Annotated in this window: 15 protein-coding genes; 9 read left to right on the top strand and 6 right to left on the bottom strand. The window is 70.3% G+C overall.

Features of this window, described 5'->3' with window-relative positions:
* Positions 1 to 82: 82 nt before the first annotated feature.
* From IPI43_28470 to IPI43_28460, 3 genes are all read right to left on the bottom strand, one after another.
* The gene (locus IPI43_28470; protein MBK7778004.1) at positions 83 to 622 is read right to left on the bottom strand and encodes a hypothetical protein; all 540 of its coding nucleotides are present in this window, start codon (positions 620 to 622) and stop codon (positions 83 to 85) included.
* A gap of 166 nt (positions 623 to 788) precedes the next feature.
* Positions 789 to 1,313 (bottom strand): YceI family protein, encoded by a 525-nt coding sequence (locus IPI43_28465; GenBank protein MBK7778003.1) that lies wholly within the window; start codon positions 1,311 to 1,313, stop codon positions 789 to 791.
* 71 nt (positions 1,314 to 1,384) lie between these two features.
* Complete coding sequence (locus IPI43_28460) at positions 1,385 to 2,314, bottom strand: formamidopyrimidine-DNA glycosylase (protein ID MBK7778002.1); 930 nt, start codon at positions 2,312 to 2,314, stop codon at positions 1,385 to 1,387.
* 133 nt (positions 2,315 to 2,447) lie between these two features.
* Between IPI43_28460 and IPI43_28455 the strand changes: the two genes are divergently transcribed.
* From IPI43_28455 to IPI43_28440, 4 genes are all read left to right on the top strand, one after another.
* Complete coding sequence (locus IPI43_28455; GenBank protein ID MBK7778001.1) at positions 2,448 to 3,317, top strand: hypothetical protein; 870 nt, start codon at positions 2,448 to 2,450, stop codon at positions 3,315 to 3,317.
* A gap of 177 nt (positions 3,318 to 3,494) precedes the next feature.
* On the top strand, positions 3,495 to 3,983 hold the full coding sequence (locus tag IPI43_28450) for a 50S ribosomal protein L11 methyltransferase (protein MBK7778000.1): 489 nt from the start codon (positions 3,495 to 3,497) through the stop codon (positions 3,981 to 3,983).
* A 29-nt stretch (positions 3,984 to 4,012) separates the two neighbouring features.
* Entirely contained in the window at positions 4,013 to 7,387 is a 3,375-nt protein-coding gene (locus IPI43_28445; protein MBK7777999.1) for an N-6 DNA methylase, read from the top strand.
* Positions 7,384 to 7,830, top strand: a complete 447-nt coding sequence (locus IPI43_28440; protein MBK7777998.1) for a hypothetical protein — start codon at positions 7,384 to 7,386, stop codon at positions 7,828 to 7,830. The genes IPI43_28445 and IPI43_28440 overlap by 4 nt, the downstream gene beginning before the upstream one ends.
* 34 nt (positions 7,831 to 7,864) lie before the next feature.
* On the opposite strand, the gene IPI43_28435 is transcribed toward IPI43_28440, so the two are convergent.
* The 3 genes from IPI43_28435 to IPI43_28425 all read right to left on the bottom strand — a co-directional run bounded on the left by IPI43_28435 (position 7,865) and on the right by IPI43_28425 (position 11,439).
* Positions 7,865 to 9,547 (bottom strand): CotH kinase family protein, encoded by a 1,683-nt coding sequence (locus IPI43_28435; protein MBK7777997.1) that lies wholly within the window; start codon positions 9,545 to 9,547, stop codon positions 7,865 to 7,867.
* Between the two features lie 155 nt (positions 9,548 to 9,702).
* Complete coding sequence (locus tag IPI43_28430) at positions 9,703 to 10,488, bottom strand: mechanosensitive ion channel (protein ID MBK7777996.1); 786 nt, start codon at positions 10,486 to 10,488, stop codon at positions 9,703 to 9,705.
* A 27-nt stretch (positions 10,489 to 10,515) separates the two neighbouring features.
* Positions 10,516 to 11,439, bottom strand: a complete 924-nt coding sequence (locus tag IPI43_28425; protein MBK7777995.1) for a DUF481 domain-containing protein — start codon at positions 11,437 to 11,439, stop codon at positions 10,516 to 10,518.
* A gap of 261 nt (positions 11,440 to 11,700) precedes the next feature.
* On the opposite strand from IPI43_28425, the gene ruvB reads away from it, so the two are divergent.
* The 5 genes from ruvB to IPI43_28400 all read left to right on the top strand — a co-directional run bounded on the left by ruvB (position 11,701) and on the right by IPI43_28400 (position 17,091).
* Complete coding sequence (gene ruvB / locus IPI43_28420) at positions 11,701 to 12,786, top strand: Holliday junction branch migration DNA helicase RuvB (protein ID MBK7777994.1); 1,086 nt, start codon at positions 11,701 to 11,703, stop codon at positions 12,784 to 12,786.
* Positions 12,786 to 13,472, top strand: a complete 687-nt coding sequence (locus IPI43_28415) for a hypothetical protein (GenBank protein MBK7777993.1) — start codon at positions 12,786 to 12,788, stop codon at positions 13,470 to 13,472. Before ruvB ends, IPI43_28415 begins: the two co-directional genes overlap by 1 nt.
* A gap of 29 nt (positions 13,473 to 13,501) precedes the next feature.
* Entirely contained in the window at positions 13,502 to 16,267 is a 2,766-nt protein-coding gene (locus IPI43_28410; protein MBK7777992.1) for a sulfatase-like hydrolase/transferase, read from the top strand.
* 159 nt (positions 16,268 to 16,426) lie between these two features.
* Positions 16,427 to 16,747: a hypothetical protein gene (locus tag IPI43_28405; protein MBK7777991.1), complete on the top strand. Its 321-nt coding sequence runs from the start codon at positions 16,427 to 16,429 to the stop codon at positions 16,745 to 16,747.
* The gene (locus IPI43_28400) at positions 16,744 to 17,091 is read left to right on the top strand and encodes a helix-hairpin-helix domain-containing protein (protein ID MBK7777990.1); all 348 of its coding nucleotides are present in this window, start codon (positions 16,744 to 16,746) and stop codon (positions 17,089 to 17,091) included. Before IPI43_28405 ends, IPI43_28400 begins: the two co-directional genes overlap by 4 nt.
* The last annotated feature ends 37 nt before the right edge of the window (positions 17,092 to 17,128 follow it).

Below are 17,128 nucleotides of genomic sequence, written 5' to 3'. Positions count from 1 at the left end.
GCACAGGCCAGCCATCGAAGGCCAGCGCCTCACGCGCAGCACCGTGCGCGAGGTGGACTCGCGGCTCAGCGGAGTTGTTCTACTACTGCGCCGCGCGGGTGGACTGCCAGTAGCCGCCGAGCGCGTCGTGCCGCACCTCGCTGTTCAGGACCAACATCTTCTCGCGTAGGCGCGGGCAAGGGGCCAGCGTGTCGTGGTGGGGGTCGTCGATGGCGCGGTAGCCGAAGACGACCGCCTGGCAGCGGTCGAGTGACCCACACGACGCGAGCGCCTCGTAGTCCTCCGCGGTGAGCTGCAGGTCCCCCAGGTAGAGTGCAGTCACCCGGCGCGTGATGGGCTGCGCGAGCACGTGGGCGAGCGGTACGCGGGCGGCGAGCGAGCCGACGAGCTGAAGGGTCTCGATGGGGTGCTGGGCCAGCGCGGCGGCGTGCTTCGCGAGCTCGTCGACGCGCACGCGGACCCCCGCGATGAAGCCGCGTCCGATGGTGCAGGCGGGAGAAGGGCTCTTGGGGTCGTCCAGGTGGGCGAGGGGCTCGCGCCAGCGCGGTCCGTGCTCCTTCAGGATGGCCACCAGCTCCGCCCACGCTTCGACGCGTGGCGGCGTGCTGCGCCGCAACTCCACGCCGAGCCGGATGTGCTGGGCCTGCGGCGGGTCGGTGGCGTCGAACAGCGCTTCGGCGTCGAGGCGAGCATCATCGTCCTGTGGGTCTAGAAGGATGCGCGAGACGATGTCGTCGAGGGCTTCGGTGGTGGCTCATTCCGGAGATCGATGCGGGTCGCGTGCGGGCTCAGCTCTTGGGCACGCGCACGGTGACGCGCACCTCGGGCTTCACCTTGAGGGCCCCGCCCAGCGCCTTGTAGGGCTTTATGCCGAAGTCCGGCTGCTGGAGCGTCACGTCGGTGGTCCAGCTGCTGCCGTCCTCGCGGATGGTGGCGCTGACAGTGCGCGTCTGGCCGTGCAACGTGAGGTTGCCGGTGACCACGCGCGTCTGCCCCTGCTCGCGCACGGACGTGGACTCGAAGGTGATGGTCGGGTAGCGCCGGCTGTCCAGCACGTCGTCCGAGATGTTGGCCAGGATCTTCTTCTTGTCGCCGTCGCCGAGGGTGCCGTGGTCTTCGCGCCCGTCCTTCATCGCGTTCAGCACGCTGACGCGGTTGGCTTGGAAGGTGGCCTTCACGGATGACAGATCGTCGGCCACGTCGATGCTGAACTCGTCCACGCGCATCTTGAGGTCGTGGGCCACCTTGGCGAGCAGCCCGTCCTTGTAGGAGAAGAGCAGGACTTCAGCGGACTTGGCGTCGAACTTCGGCATGGGGCGGAGCCTAGCCGCAGGGGTGGGTGGGTGCAATTTGGCGCCCACCGGCGACTCCGGCGTGGCACGAGTCACACGCTGCGGACGCGCTTCAGCTCCTCGAGCCCCTCGAGCGTCTTGGGCCAGTCGCCCTTCAGCAGCCGCGACAGCCCGCGGTCGGCCAGCAACACGCCGTCGTTCTGGCAGCGCGCGCAGTAGTTGGTCTCGTGGTCGGCGTAGCGGATGCGCTGAATGGGCTCGGCGCACACGGGGCACGGCTGCCCGTACTTGCCGTGCGCCGCCATGTCGGGCCGGAAGGCCGTGACCTTCTCGGGGAAGCCGCCGTCCAGCTCGGTGATCATGCGCTCGCGAAACTCGCTGAGCACGTCGCGCGTCGCGTCGTACAGCCGCGCGAAGTCATCGTCCGTGAGGCGCGTGGTCCAGCGCACCGGGGTGAGCCGCGCACGGTGCAGGATCTCGTCGCTATACGCGTTGCCGATGCCGCTCAGCACGCGCGGGTCGGTCAGCGCGCGCTTGATGGTGTGGTTCTCGGCGGTGAGCGCGGCGCGAAAGGCCGAGAGGTCGACCTCGAGAGGCTCCACCCCACCCGGGTCGTGCTCGCGCAGCGCGGCCTCACCCGTGACCACGTGCAGCTTGGCGCGCTTCTTCTTGCTGACCTCGCCGAGCGACAGCCGCCCAGTAGGGAAGTGCAGCGCAAAGAGCGCCCCGGCGCGCGGAGACAGCAGCTTCAGCGGCTTGCGGCCCGCGACCATGGGATCGAAGCGCAGCCGCCCAGCGATCATCAGGTGGATGACGAAGTGCAGCTCACCCTCGAACCTGAGCACCACCCGCTTGCCCAGCCGGCCCACCTGCGTGAGCACGCGCCCCTCGGCGCTGGCGGGCGCCGGGGTCACGGTGCGGAGCACGAACGGGCTGAGCAGCTCGAAGCGCACTAGCGGCTGCCCCACGACGCGCGCGCGCAGCGCGTGACAGTAGGCGTCGATGTCGGGCAGCTCGGGCATGCGGTCTCGCGGCGTGATCACCCGTGTGGGCGACCCTCGCAGTGAGTCTACCAGCACGCGCTGCACGAGGCGCTGGCGGCCGCGAGCCCGGGGTCCCTTGTCCTCGGCCTCGCCCTCGGCATAGCCTGGGTTCATGCGCTTTTTCCCCGCCGTCGTGATCATGTCGCTCGCCTGCGCGGGGCTGGCCAGCTGCGACACCCCGCCGGAGTCGCTCGGGCCACGCGCGTTCTTGGTCACGCGGGCCAGCATCGCGCTCGCGACGAGCGAAGTCGGGGTCGCGGGCCTCGACCTCGACGGAGTCACGTCCACGGACGACCTACCGGCGGAGGACGGGGCGTGCGCGCACACGGACCTGATCGGACTCGAGGGGGAGCCCGGCGTCGACAGCCAGCTCGCCATGCTGGGTGGGGCCATCGCGCTCTTCGGCTTCGGCGACATCAACGCCACGCTGCAGCAGACCATCAACGAAGGTGGCCTGACCATCTTGATGGAGCTCGACGAGGTGGCGAGCCTGGTGACGGATCGGCGCGTCGGAGTGGAGGTGTTTCGTGGCGAAGGGCCTGTGGCGCTGGGCACCAATGGGCAGGCGGAGCCCGGACAGTCGTTCGACATCATGGCGGGCACCGAGCCGTCTGGGGGCGAGGGCACGATCGAGGACGGCGTGATCAGCTTCGGCCCCATCCCCGGCCTGACGCTGCCGCTGCGCTTCCTGATGACCACCGGCGACGTGCGGCTCACGCGCATGCAGGGGCGCTTCACGATCGACGAAGCCGGCCGCGCACACGGCATGCTGGGGGGCGTGGTCCCCATCGCCGACATCCAGGCCCTGGTGGCGCGCGTCATCGCCGACGGCGGAGGCACCGGCAACGCCTCGCTGCTACCCATCTTGGAGCGCGCGCTGAGCGGCGTGGCCGACTCCGACCTGGACCCCGAGACCATGCGCTGCACCGGCATCACGGCGGGCGTCGAGATCGAGGCCGTGGAGGCGTTCATCCTGCGCTAGGCGACCCTTCGCGCTAGCCTCCGGCACGTGGACTTCCCGGGCCGCAAGCAGATCTTCGGCGCGCACATCGAGGCGCGGCGCCACCCGCTCGTCCCCGAGCTCGCGCTCTTCCTGCTGGGCGAGGGCGTGGACCTCGAGGCGCACGTGCACGCCATCGTGGAGACCGACGACACACCCATGTGGGCCTTCGCCTGGGCGGCGGGCGCGGCCCTGGCGCGGCACCTGCTGGACCACCCGGAGCTCGTGCGTGGGCTCGACGTGATCGACTTCGGCGCAGGCTCGGGCATCGCGGGGCTGGCGGCGGCGCGCGCCGGGGCGCGGTCCGTGGTGTGCGTGGACCTCGACCCGGAGGCGCTGGTGGCTTGCGCTGCGAACGCCGCGCTCAACGGGCTCACGGTCGCCACGGCGACGACGCGGCCGGCTCGCTGGGACGTCGCGCTCGCGGCCGACGTGCTCTACGAGCGCAGCAACGCGCCGATCCTCACCGAGCTGGCCGCATGCGAGGCGGTCACGCTGGTGGGCGAGTCCAACCGCCCTGGCACGCCGCGCGTGTCAGCCAGCGCGCTCGCCGTCTATGATGTACGCACCTTCCCGGACGTGGACGTGCCGGTGACGCGCGCAGCGATCTACCGCTTCGAGGGCGGTCTCGGCTTTGAACCCGGATAGAGTTCGACAACCTCTGCGCCCCGTGCGCTATGGTCGCGCCCGAAGGTGAGCACGTGACATCGATCAAAGAGCTGGCGGCCCGGATCGCCTCGAGAGACAACCCGCGCACCGAAGCGACGCTGCAGGCGGACATCCGTCAGCTGTTGCTCGACCACCGGCTGGGCCTCACGGACGACGTCTTGCTCGAGCCACAGGCGGGCGAGGGGCGCCGCATCGACGTGGAGGTCGGCTCCACCGTCATCGAGGTCAAGAAGGACCTTCGCAGCCCCGCTGTGTTGCGTGACGCGGTCAAGCAGCTGCGCGGCTACGTGCGCGCCCGCGAGGCGGCCTCCGACCGCCGCTACGTCGGGGTGCTGACCGACGGGGCGGAGTGGCGCTGCTATCACCTGCGCCAGGACGAGCTGCACGAGACGGGCAGCTCGCTGACCGTCAGCCCCACGAAGCCGGATGTGGACGCGCTGCTCATCTGGCTCGAGGGCGTGCTGGCCACGGCGCGCGACATCAAGCCCACGCCTGAAGAAATCTACGCGCGCCTCGGTGTGGGCAGCAGCTCTCACAGCCTGGACCGCGCGAGCCTCGCGGACCTCTACGAGCAGCACCGCGACGACCCAGTCGTCCGCACGAAGCGTCTGCTCTGGGCGCGCTTGCTCGAGACCGCTCTCGGCACGCAGTTCCAAGACAGCGACGACCTCTTTGTCGAGCACACGTTGCTGGTGAACACGGCCGAGATCATCGCGCATGCCGTGTTGGGGCTCTCCCCGGAGCACTTGGCGCCGCGCTCGTTGCTCTCGGGCGCCAAGTTCGACGAGGCCGGTGTCCACGGCGTGGTCGAGTCCGACTTCTTCGACTGGGTGGTGGACGTCCCGAAGGGCGACTCGTTCGTGCGCACCCTCGCCCGGCGCATCGCGCGCTTCGACTGGCGCGCGGTCGAGCACGACGTCCTGAAGGTGCTCTACGAGTCGGTCATCTCGGCGGAGACAAGGAAGAAGCTGGGCGAGTACTACACACCCGACTGGCTCGCGCAGAAGGTGGTGGAGACGGCGGTCCCTGCGCCGCTGACCACGCGCGCGCTCGACCCGTCGTGTGGCTCCGGGACCTTCCTCTTCCACATGGTGCGTCGTTATCTGGCGGCTGGTGATAAGGCCGGGCACACCATGGCGCAGCAGCTCGACGGCGTGACGCGCAACGTGGTGGGCATGGACCTGCACCCGGTGGCGGTCACGCTGGCGCGCGTCACCTACTTGCTCGCCATCGGCCCCGAGCGCTTGGCGGCGGAGCGAAACCCGCTGCGCGTGCCCGTGTTCCTGGGCGACTCCATGCAGTGGCGCAACGCCCGCTCCTCGCTGTGGTCCGCCCACGAGCTGCGCGTTCCCGTCAACGATCAGCGGGAGCTGACGGAGTCCGAGTTCGTGTTTCCCCAGAGCTTGCTGGCCGACCCGGCCGCCTTCGATGACCTGGTGTCCCAGCTAGCCGACCGCGCGTCGAGGGGACGCAAGCACGGGGCACGGCCTTCGCTCAACGCTCTGTTCCTGAACCTCGCCATCCCGGAAGACGCGCGGCCTGCCATCACCGCCACCTTCCACCTGATGTGTCGCCTGCACGACGAGGGCCGCGACCACATCTGGGGCTACTACATCCGCAATCTCGCGCGCCCCGAGTGGCTCGCGCGGCCCGAGAACCACGTGGACGTGCTGGTGGGCAACCCGCCCTGGCTCGCGTTCCGACACATGCCCGAAGACATGCAGGCGGACTTTCGCTCCATGAGCGAGGCGCGCGGTCTCTGGCATGGGAAGAAATACGCCACCAATCAGGACCTTTCGGCGCTCTTCGTGGTGCGCGCCATGGAACTCTACCTGCGGCGCGAGGGCGGACGCTTCGCCTTCGTGATGCCGAGCGCCGTGCTGGACCGGGGCCAATACGAAGGCTTTCGTAGTGGCACCTACGCGGGGGCCCAGGACCAGCTGAACCTGCAGGTAGCGCTCGACCCGCCGTGGGACCTCCGCGAGGTGCGGCCCCACTTCTTCCCCATCTCCGCTTCGGTCGTGTTCGGGGCGCGAGCAAAGACGGCGTCACCGATGCCGGAGGCCGGAGAGCGCTGGGTAGGCAAGCTGCAGAAGACGAACGCCACCTGGCCGGCGGTGGAGAGATTCATTCGTCGCGAGGCCAGCCACACCGAGCGGGGCGAGGCCGAGGTGCGCTCGCCCTATCATCCGCGCTTCCGGCAAGGCGCGACCATAGTCCCACGCGTGCTCTTCATGGTGGAGCCGATGTCTGCGGGTCCCCTTGGTCAGGTGAAGAACCGGGTCTCAGTACGCTCGGCGCGCAGTGCGAACGAGAAGGCGCCCTGGAAGTCGTTGCCCTCGCACGAGGCGGTGGTCGAGAGTGAGTTCGTGTTTCGCATCCACCTCGGAGAGACGGTGCTGCCGTTTCGCGCTCTCGAACCGATGCAGGCTGTGCTGCCCATCGAACGGAAGGGAATCCTAGAGGACGCGAAGATCGAGGGGTACCCCGCGCTGAACGCGTGGTGGACCCGAGCCAATCAGGTCTGGGAGGCGAATCGATCGAGCGAGCGACTCACGCTGTCGCAGCAGCTCGACTATCACGGAAAGCTGCGGGGTCAGCTGCCGGTGGGAGCTGAGCGCGTAGCGTACACCAAGTCTGGGATGCACCTCGCTGCCGCGAGAGTCTCCGATCCCCGCGCCATCATCGACCACACGCTCTACTGGGCAGCGGTCGCCACCGCAGAAGAGGGACGCTACCTCTGCGCCATCCTGAATGCGGTTGTCGTTACGGAGCGGGTTCGTCCACTGATGGCTTACGGGAAAGATGAGCGCCACATCGACAAGTACGTGTGGTCGCTGCCCATCCCCATGTTCGACCCCGCGAACGCGCTTCACCAGCGCATCGCCGTGCTCGGGCGCGACGCCGAGGAGTTCGTTGCCCAGGTGGGCATCGGCACCCAGCACTTCGCACGTCAGCGACGCCTTGTCCGTGATCTGCTCGCGGAGAGCGATGTGGGTCGCGCCATCGAGTTGGCGGTGACGCAACTCTTGGACGCTCCTGGCTCCTCTCAGGCTGCGTTGGCTGATCCGACGGAGGCCAACATCACCGCGCTGCTCGAAGCCGGGCGCACCGCGGAAGCCCGCGCGCTCGCGGCTGGGACGCGCTGGGAGGCTGCCCTCGCCCCGCCGCTTACGAAGGCAGCCGAGACGGCTTCTGCCACCGGTGACCTGCCTGCGAACCTCCACTGGGTGGCCGAGAACGCGACCGCCTACCGCGCCAAATGGGTGGCGCTCAAGGCTGGGTCTCTGGTGGCGTCAGGGAGCTCGCTCGCTACGCTGCAGCAGGAGCTTCGGGGTCGCGTCGACCGCGCTGAGTTGACGCTCATGCAGGTGCCAGCGTGAGCGTGCGGACGCCGTGGGCCACGGGGAGCGCACGCTTCGCGATCGACCGCCGAGCCGACACGGGGCTGTTGGTGACCGCCGTGGAGTGCCGCATTGGAGCCGGGCATGAGAAGTACTCCGCGTTGCTCGACACGGGGGCGCAGTGGTCGGTGATCGGTGGTGACCTGGCGAGGCACATGGCACCCGGAGCCGCTGGACCCACGCTCAGGATGGCCACGCGGCAGGGGCTCATTCTGGGTACGCTGGAGCGCGTCTCGCTGCACCTGCTTGCGGAGCCAGGCTGTGGAACGGACTTGCTCGTGGACACCACGATCCTGTTGGCGCCCGAATGGCAAAGTCCCATCGTGCTCGGCATGCGCGATTTGCTCGAGCGCGTGCGCTTCGAACTCGACCCCGACCAGACAGGGGCCGACTGTTGGTGGTCCTTCGGGACGGGTCGCTGACCGCACGGTCTGTGCGCCTGCGAGCCGCCGCGCGTCAGCGCTGCTCGTAGAACACCCCGCTGAAGCTGCCCGAGATGCGGCCCCCGGACACGGGCTCGATCTCGTCCAGCGTCAGCACGCCATCGGTCAGCAGGCCCAGCGGGCGCAGCAGCGGGCCCGTGGGGCGGAAGGTCAGCTCCACCACGGCGGCGAAGTTGGTGAGGCCGCCCAGCGGGATGATGGCGCCGCTCTCGAAGAGCGCCGGGTCGATGACGAAGCCCAGCACCAGCACCTGGCCCGAAGGTCGAACGCCCAGCACGCGGATGGTGGTGGCGTTCATCAGCTCGGGGTCCACGCCGGCCACGGCGTCGAAGGCCTGCGGGAGGTTCACGGTGGGCGGGTCGCTCGACCACGTGACGGTGGCGCGCTCCTCGGTGATGGCGGTGAGGTCCAGCGTGTCGAAGGTGGTGTCGAAGGTGCCGCTCACGTTGGCCACGGCGAACAGGCAGATGGGCGCGTCCACGAGGCCAGCACGCTGCGCGGGGAGTCCGCCTTCGAGCTCGGCCTCGATGTCCGCCCGCGCAGTGCGGATGTAGTCCTGCACCTGGGCCACCGACTCGGGGGCCACGTCGGCGCCCAGCAGCGCCGTGACGCGCGCCACCTCGGCCAGCAGCGCGTCTTCGTCCCACGCCGTGTCCAGCAGGTGCTGCATGCGGGCTTCGTAGCGCCGCCGGATGCTGGGCACCTCGAAGAGGCGCGCGCTCAGCCGCCCCGTGGTGAACACCGAGCGCAGCGGACCGTTGATGGACCCGAGACCCTGGTTCTGGCGCAGCGGCGCGAAGGCCGCGTCGGGGCCCCACGGCATGAAGTAGAGCTTGCTGTTGATCGGGTCGCGGTAGGCAAACCAGTTGTTGCGGTTGTTGCTGTAGCCGTCCCACTGGCCCACCAGCGCCTCGGCCGACCAGAACGACAGGAACGCGTCCACGTCCACGCGCGCGCTGACGCCGCTGAGCATGTCGCCCTCGTCGGAGCGCTCGAGCGCCTCTTGCAGGTCCGCCAGGAACTCCCGGTCCGGCTGCTCCTCGGTCTTGCTCTGTATCCCGCCCAGGTACGGCGCCGTGAAGTCGCCCAGCTGGCCCTCGAAGAGCGCGCCGTCTTCGTCCTCGAAGTACAGCCGCAGGAAGGGCTTGTTCATGCTGTCCACGTGCGTGAACACGCCCAGGTCTTCGCCGTTCACGCTCACCCGCGCGTGGTTGCAGCGCGGCGCGGGCACCCCGGCTGCGTCCATCACGCGGTAGGTCAGGCACGTGCGCAGGTGGCTCGGGTCCTGGTTGTCGTTGTTGAGCGTCATGCGCTCGAGCCCATAGGGCCCGAGGTCCTCGGCGAAGCGCAGCTTGAGCGACGGTCGCGCGCTGCTCAGCGAGCCGAAGAAGCCCTTCTTGCGGACCTCCACGTTCTCGAAGCGCATGCCGTCCACCGTGACCGTGGCCGTGAAGTACTCGTAGGGGCTCTCGTTGGAGCACAGGTCTGCGAGCGTGCGGCCCTGGTCGCGCAGCTCGGCCCAGTCCGGATCGGTGAGCTCCACGTCCACCTGCAGCACGTGGTCGGGGTCGAAGGCGGCGTCGGTGGGGTCTGTTGCGCGGGTGAAGTCGCTGCGGTCGGCGGCGCACGCCGTAAGGCCGAGCGTCAGCAGCGCGAGCGCGAACCGGTGGGTGCCCGGGGTGGGCGGAGCGAGCATCCCAGCATCTTCGCCGGCTGCGCGGGCCTTGTCACCTGCCCAGCCCGACCGGCATCTCTAGTAACTCGTCGCAGTGATTTAGACAGGTCCACGCTGCCGCACGTGGGCGTTGTCGTGAACGTTGTCGGCGACGGGCGTTGCCGCGCCGTCGCCGACTAGCTCGCGGTGGTCTGGATGCGGGTGCCCTCCAGCTGCAGCTTGGCCTCACGGATGGTGGCTTGGTACACGTCCCAGTAGTCCTCGCGCGCGCACCAGAGGCGCAGCTGCCAGTTGACCGTGCTGCCCCCGAGGCCTGCCAGGAACACCTGCGGCGCGGGCTCCACCAACACACCGGGGACCAAGCCGGCCACCTTCTCGAGGGCCACGCGCGTGGCGTCGAGGTCGGCGTCGTAGGGGCTGCTGATGCTCACGTCCACGCGCCGCTCGGGGAAGTGCGTGACGTTGTCGATGGTGGCGCCGAAGATGGCGTTGTTGGGGACGATCAGCCGGCGGTTGTCGGACGACTTGAACTCGCAGGTGAAGAGGTCGATGGCCTCCACCACGCCGTCCACGCCGGCCACCTTCACGTGGTCGCCCACCTTGAAGGGCCGGAAGATGAGCAGCATGACGCCCGACGCGAAGTTGGTGAGCGTGCCCTGCAGCGCGAGGCCGATGGCCAGACCGGCCGCCGCGATGAGGCCGGCGAAGCTGATGGTCTGCACGCCGAAGACACCCAAGCAGGCCACCCCGACGCTGACCAGGATGCTGTAGCGCACCAGGTTGGCGAAGAAGCGCGTGAGCGTGAGGTCGAAGTTGCGTGCCTCGAGCGCGCGCCGCAGCCGGTTGGACACCGAGTTGGCGACCGCCCAGCCGGCCAGCACGGCCAGCAGGACGCCAATGCCCTTCATGCCCCACTGGGTGGCGGCGGCTTCCAGCGCCTCGAGCAGCTTCTCGATGTCCATGGGCTGCGTCCTACAGGACGGCCCGGCTCAGAGCAACGTGTAGATCAGGCTGATGAGCGTGTTGGTGTCGAGCTCCTCGGAGGCAGCCGGCACGCGGTCGTACTGCAGGCGGAACTTCACCTCGATGGCCAGATTTTCCACCAGGCGCGCGTTCAGGCTGGCTTCCCAGTTGAGGCGGATGTCGTCGAAGCGGTCGGCTTCGCCACCGGCGAGCTCGTTCAAGTTCACCAGGAACTCGACCCCGGTGGCGCCGGTCACGTTCTCGTTGAACGCGTGGGTGGCCCCGTAGAAGAGGCGCAGAGCGTGGATGTCCTGGAAGTTGCGGACCACGCGCGTGCACTCGGGGAGCAACGGGTTGGCGACGTCGGCCTCGCTGCAGATGACGCGCTGGTTGGCGCTGTTCTGGCGGTTGTCGAAGGTGAAGTCGTAGCCGGCCTCGAGCCAGACCCGCGTGCTCTCGTTCTTGATCAGGTTGCGCAGGTAGCCAGCCTGGAACTGCACGCGCGTCTGGAGACCCGCGAAGCTGTCCCAGCGATGCGCCACGGCGATGAAGAGCGCGTCGTTGTCCGTGAGGAAGATGTCGTAGCGCAGGCGCGAGTTGAGGTTGCGCGAGTTGATCACGTAGTTGCCCGGCCCGCCGCCGTCCACGTCGGCCTGGCCGAACACGAAGGCCGTGCGGAAGCTGAGCGCGTGGATGTCGCGCAGCACGTAGAAGTCGGTGCCCGCGTTGAAGTTGCGAGCGCGGGTGTTACCCGTCGAGATGTTGGCGCCGGCGGCGATGTTCCAGGTGGTCTCGTCTTCGACCTCGGCAGGGATCTCCGCGACCACGTCTTCGGTGTGCTGAGTGACCTCGGGCACCGCCTGCGCCGAGACGGGGCGGGCCGTGAGGCCCAGGAGGAGGGCCGTGACTACGCCGGCCAGGCGAGCGTTGTGGGAAGTATGAAGGTTCATCGTGTGTCTCCTCGAAGTGAAGGTCCCCTGCGGCGCGGGCCCTAAGCAACCCGCGTGCCGCGCCTGGTCACCCAGCCATGGAAGTATCCGAGCCCCACGGGAGGGTCAAACAAGGGGGATGTGCAGGGGGCGGCGGCCGCCCGAGCGCTTGGTCCCAGAACGGTGGCGTGGGCGCAACCCGGCGTTGTGGGCTCGAGGCCACACGCACGCGGTGCGCCAACTTGGCGCAGCGCGCAGGAGGCGGCACACTCCAGCCTCCGCATGCCCCCACGCCCTGCCAGCCCCGGCCGCGAAGCCGAAGACGACGCCGATCGCGAGGTCGACGCCACCCCGCGCGCGGAGGAGCGCCCCTACGAGATCACGCTGCGCCCTTCGAGCTTCGACGACTTCGTGGGGCAGGAGAAGATCAAGGACAACCTGCGCATCATGGTGGAGGCGGCGCGCCGGCGCGGGGACCCCGTGGACCATGTCCTCTTCTGCGGACCGCCGGGTCTGGGCAAGACCACGCTGGCCATGATCCTGGCCGAGGAGCGCGGGGTGGCGCTGCACATGGCGTCGGGTCCGGCCATCGAGCACAAGGGGCAGCTCGCCGCGCTGCTCACCAAGCTCGAGCGCAACGACGTGCTGTTCATCGACGAGATCCACCGGCTGAGCGCCGTGGTGGAGGAGAACCTCTACACGGCCGTCGAGGACTTCCGCATCGACATCGTGAACGGGGACGGCGCCTACGCGCAGACCCTGTCGCTCAACCTGAACCCGTTCACGCTGGTGGCGGCCACCACGCGCACGGGCCTGCTCACCAACCCCATGCGCACGCGCTTCGGGTATCCCGCGCGGCTCGACTACTACAGCGCCGAGGAGCTGGCGCGCATCGTGCGGCGCAGCGCGGGGCTGCTGGGTCTGTCGGTCTCGCACGATGCCTCGGAAGAGGTGGCGCGGCGCTCTCGGGGCACGCCGCGCATCGCCAACCGGCTGCTGCGCCGGGCGCGTGACTTCGCCGAGGTGCTCTCGGACGGGGCGCTGGACCTCGCCACCGCGCGCGAGTCGCTCGAGCGGCTGGACGTGGACCACGCGGGTCTCGACGAGATGGACCGCAAGTTCCTGCGCGTGATCATCGACCACTACGATGGCGGCCCCGTGGGCATCGAGACGCTGGCTGCGGCCCTGAGCGAGCCGCGCGACACGCTCGAGGACGTGTACGAGCCGTTCCTGCTGCAGCAGGGCTACCTGGCGCGCACCGCCCGAGGCCGCGTGGCCACACGGCACGCCTACGAGCACCTGAAGAAGACGATGCCCACGCGGCGACGTGGCCCCGGCGACGCCGAGCCCCAGGGCGAGCTCTTCTGATGATGTCTTCGCGAGCCCGTACGTTCGCGCGCGTGGGCGCGGTGGTCATGATCCTGGTCGGCCTGGGCTGCGCTGCGCTCGGCCTCGACGTGGCGCTGAACGGGGCCGAGCCGGACCTCCCCTCCCCCGAGCAGAGCGTCGAGGGCACGCTCGAGGACGGCCCCCTCACGCCGTCGCCCGCCGGGGACCCCTTCCTCTATGGAGAGGTGCGCGTGGCGGACCAGCCCGGCCCGAATGCGCCGCATCACCGCGGCAACTACGGGGAGCCCACGCTGGCCGTGCGGCAGGCCTCGGGTGAGGTGGTGCGCGTGCAGTTCAACTCGCCCGAAGCGTGGCGGGTGGACGCCCCCGATCGCGACGACGTCCGCGAAGTCATGTCCTTGGCGCGGCTGCCGCTGGTGGGCGACGTGGACACCGAGCGCCGCCTGAACCCGCCCTTCCACGTGCGCGTGCGCGCGCTGCGCCCCGGCGACGCCGTGCTGGTGGAGGTGCGCGATGGGGTCGCGCTCCGCACCTACCTCGGTGAGCGCGCCAAGCACGAAGAGCTGCACGCCCGGCGCGAGTCCATGCGCTGGCCCATGGTGGCGCTGCTGCTCGTCCTGGGCGTGGTCTCCGTCCTCGGCGGGGCGCGCCTGCTGCGCCTGCGCCCCGAGGCCTTTGCCCCCCCGCCCGACGGTCTCGAGTGAGCGCCGTCGCAGAACGCCCGAACGATCCGATGTCCGAACCCAACGCCTCCTCGCCCGCCACGCGGGCTGCTCACGTCGCCGCCTTCGGCATGCTCTACGCGCTGTGCGCTGGCATCGCCCGGACGGTGCTGGCCCGCCCCATCGGGGTGGCGCCCGACCTCGCGTACTACGCGGGCGCCGCCGTGGCGCTGCCCTTCGACATGCTGTTGGGGGCGCTGCTGGCGTGGCCCATCGGGCGGAAACCAGCGGCCTTCGGCGCGCGCCTGGTGAGCGGTGTGCTGGCCATCTTGCTGCTCGCGCTGCACGTGGCGGTGACCCCCCGCCTGCCGGGCGCCGTCTCGCGCGCACAGCTGGAGCTGAGCGGCCTGCAGGCGCTGGGCGCTGGGCTCATGCTCGGCGCTGGGCTCCTGGCGCTGGTCACGCCGCTCGCAGCGCGCCTCGAGAAGCGCTACGCGACGCGCGCTGGGCGCGTGGCCGACGCCGTGGCGCTGGGGCTGCTCGCATGCTTGTCGATCGGCGCGAGCGTGGGCGCGTACGACGACCTCTACGCAGGCGCAGTGCACCCGGCCTGGCACTTGGCGCTCGAGCCGGAGGGGCGCGAGACGCCCGCAGCCGACCCGGTGCAGGAAGAGCGCCACGCGGGGCACGAGCACGAGGGTGAGCACGAGCACGAGCACGGCGACCGTCCGCAGACGCGCTACTCGCCCGGCGACCGCATGGTGCTGCACGACGACCCGCCCTCCACCGACGGTCGCCCGCCCGGCGACGTGCGTGTGATGACCGCCGTGCTGCATCAGGGCGACGCCCTCGAGCCGGTGCCCGACACGGCGTATCCGTTGTGCGTGGAGCGGGCGCGCACGAACCTGCCCCCCGGCGAGGCGGCGCCCAGCATCATCGTGCTGCTGCTGCGCGACGTGGGCATGCGGGAGCTGGAGGTGAACCAGGCGAACGGCGCGCCCGTCATGCCGCTGCTGCGGCGCCTCTCGGAGGAGGCCGTGCTGTTTGACGACGTCATGGCGGCCGGCGAGACCGACGAGGACGTGCTGCTGGCCGTGCTGAGCGGACAGCCCCCGAGCCCGGAGACCCCCGTCATGGCGGACCCGGCGCTGCCCTACCTGCCGGGCGTCGCGCGCGACCTGCGCGACGTGGGCTACGAGACCGCGTTCTTCGACGGCTCGCGCGACCTGCGCACCTACCGACAGACCTACCTGCGGATGGCGGGCTTCACCACGCTGGACGTCCCGCCCCTGGGCGGTCCGGCGCGGCGCACGGACGAAGAGACGTATGCGCACCTGCAGTCGTGGCTGGCGTCGCAGCCGGCGGGTCGCTCGCGCTTTGCCGTGATGCACGGCCTCGGACGCTCGGCCGACCAGCTGGCGCTCGGCACCACCCCCGACGACATGGACACGCTGCGCGCGCGGCTGGCCTATGCCGACGCCCAGCTCGAGGCGTTCTACACTTGGTACGCGGAGAACGAGCGGCCGCGCGGGACGGTGCTGCTGGTGATGGGCGACCACCCGAGCCCGGTGGAGTTCCCGGGCGACCCCGAGACCCCCACCACGGTGGACGGACACGAGCTGCACTTCCGCGTCCCGCTCTTCGTGACGGGCGTGCCGGCGGCGCAGGAGCGCGCGCTGCGCGAGAGGAGCTCACGGCTGGGCGCGCAGACCGACCTGCCCCGCACGCTGCTCGGGCTGGCGCGCGACACGCGCATCGGCTGTTACTTCGGGCGAGACCTGTTCGCCGACGGCGAGTGGCCCGTACGGCGCGCCCCGCTCTCGTTCGGCGGTGACTCGCGGCAGTTCCTGGTGGCGCACGACGGCGACATCCGCTGGCTCTACAACACGCTCACGCGCGGCGTGCGCATCCACGACCGCGCCGCCGATCCGCGGTTCGAGCGTGACCTCTTCAGCGAGGACGACCCCGAGCTGCCACGCATGCGCGAGTACCTGCTCTCGTATCTCGCCACGCAGCGCTACCTGCGCCGGCACCGGCGCTACATGCCCGTGCCGGAGCTCCCCGAGGGCGAGCGCCGCACGCGCACGCAGCCGCTGCGCATCAACGACCGCGGGTTGCTGGCCGGTCCGCCGGCCGCGGGCGCAGAGCCCCTTCGCCAATCGCACCCCGAGGTGGAGGCCGCCGCCGCCGCAGGCTTCGAGACCATCACGCTCGACCTGCAGATGACCACGGAGCGTGCCCTAGTCACCATCGGTGCGACCGAGCTGCTGCAGCTGGGCAACGGCATCAACGTCAACGTGGAAGACGTGACGCGCCAACAGCTCGAGACGCTGCGGCGGCCGGCGCCCACCGTGCAAGAGCTGCTGCAGCAGCACCCCCAGATGAGCTTCGTGTTCCACGTCCACACGCCAGCGCGGCCCGAGCTGCGCGAGGCGTGGTTCCACACCCTGGTGACCACGTTCCGTGAGCTGCCCGCCGAGCGCGTGACGCTCGCCACCTACGACCCGGTGATCGCGGGCTTGCTGGTGGGAGCGCTGCGCGAAGCGGGTGTCGACATCGCGCTGGTGGAGGCGCCGGAAGGTGTGGAAGGGGGGCTCGCGTGGCTCCAGACGGCGCGCGCCATCGGCGTGCCATGGCTGTACCTGCCGCCCACCGCCGTGAGCACCGAGCTGCTGGAGACGGCGCAGCGCTGGGGCGTGCGTGTGGGCCTCACGGGCGTCACCGGACCGGGCGCCGTGCTGCGCCTGATGGCAGGCGGGGTGGCCCCCGATGCCTACCTAGCCAGCCGCGCGTTCCTGCTGGATCGGCCCACGCCCCGCGTCCCTGCAGCCCCCTGAGTCCCCCGTGAGGCCGGCGGCCGCCACACCTCGAGTGGCGGCGCGCCAGCATGGGGTGCTCGGCCAGCGCGGATCTCGAGGGGTGCGCGGCCGGCCGGCAACTTGCGAAGGGTGCTCTCCATCAACCGGCCCGCTGGGCCCACCATGGAGAGAACCGCAATGTCCGAGACCACCACCACCACCACCCGCAGCGCCTCCCGCCGCGAAGCCCGTCAGCAGCGCTCGAGCGAGCCGCCTGCGGCCGCGCCCGAGGTGCGCAGCGAGGGGGCGAAGCCCTTCCAGACCGTCTACACCATTGTCGAGCGCGAGCGCGACGGCCACAAGTTCTGGCTGAAGATCGGCGCGGCCTTCCCCAACCGCGACGGCAGCCTGCACGTGAAGCTGGACGCGATGCCGACCAACGGGCAGCTCCACATTCGCGAGAGCAAGAGCGCCGAGGAGCGCCAGCAGGACGGCGAGCGCGAGGAGCAGGAGCGATGAGCGCGAGCGTCCTGCCGCGCGGGGTGCGCCTCGCGCTGCTGGCGCTGCTGCTGGCGGTGCTGGCGCCCGTGCCCGCGGCGGGCGCGCAGACGGCGGAGGTGTCCGCCGAAGCACCGGCGGCGCCGTCCGGTCAGGTGAACCTCAACACCGCCAGTGCCGAGGAGCTGCAGCGCCTGCCGGGGGTCGGTCCGTCGCGGGCCGTGGCCATCGTGGAGTACCGCGAGCGGCACCCCTTTCGACGGGTGGAGGAGCTCATGCGCATCCGCGGCATCGGGAGGAAGACCTTCCGACGCCTGCGGCCGCTGCTGACGCTGGACGGGCCGACCACGCTCGCCCCGCGTTGAGGCCAGAAGGTCGCCGGGCGCGGTCGCCGCGCGCGTA

The organism is Sandaracinaceae bacterium (assembly GCA_016706685.1).
Classification (GTDB): domain Bacteria; phylum Myxococcota_A; class Polyangia; order Polyangiales; family Houyiibacteriaceae; genus JADJJE01.
This window is presented reverse-complemented; position numbering and strand designations above follow the sequence as displayed.